The organism is Enterobacter quasimori, from assembly GCF_018597345.1.
Lineage (GTDB): Bacteria > Pseudomonadota > Gammaproteobacteria > Enterobacterales > Enterobacteriaceae > Enterobacter > Enterobacter mori.
On record NZ_JAHEVU010000022.1, the window covers coordinates 1 to 301 of the forward strand.

At 51.2% G+C, this 301-nt stretch carries 2 tRNA genes; both read left to right on the forward strand.

Going from position 1 to position 301, the window contains the following annotated elements:
* Positions 1-15 precede the first annotated feature (15 nt).
* Positions 16-92: transfer RNA gene (locus tag KK102_RS22110), tRNA-Ile, on the forward strand.
* A gap of 109 nt (positions 93-201) precedes the next feature.
* Positions 202-277: transfer RNA gene (locus KK102_RS22115), tRNA-Ala, on the forward strand.
* Positions 278-301 lie beyond the last annotated feature (24 nt).

A 301-nucleotide genomic window follows, 5' to 3' on the forward strand; every position in this document is an offset into this window, starting at 1 on the left:
AGTAAAAATCTCTGCAGGCTTGTAGCTCAGGTGGTTAGAGCGCACCCCTGATAAGGGTGAGGTCGGTGGTTCAAGTCCACTCAGGCCTACCAAATGCTTCCTGATACTGCGTTGCGGAACAACTCGCATACTTCAGTATGCTTCGTTATTCCACGCCTTGTCTCAGAAAGCATTACCGGTACAGAGATTAGTGTATACGATGGGGTTATAGCTCAGCTGGGAGAGCGCCTGCCTTGCACGCAGGAGGTCTGCGGTTCGATCCCGCATAGCTCCACCATCCTTTTACTGCGAACACAAGAAA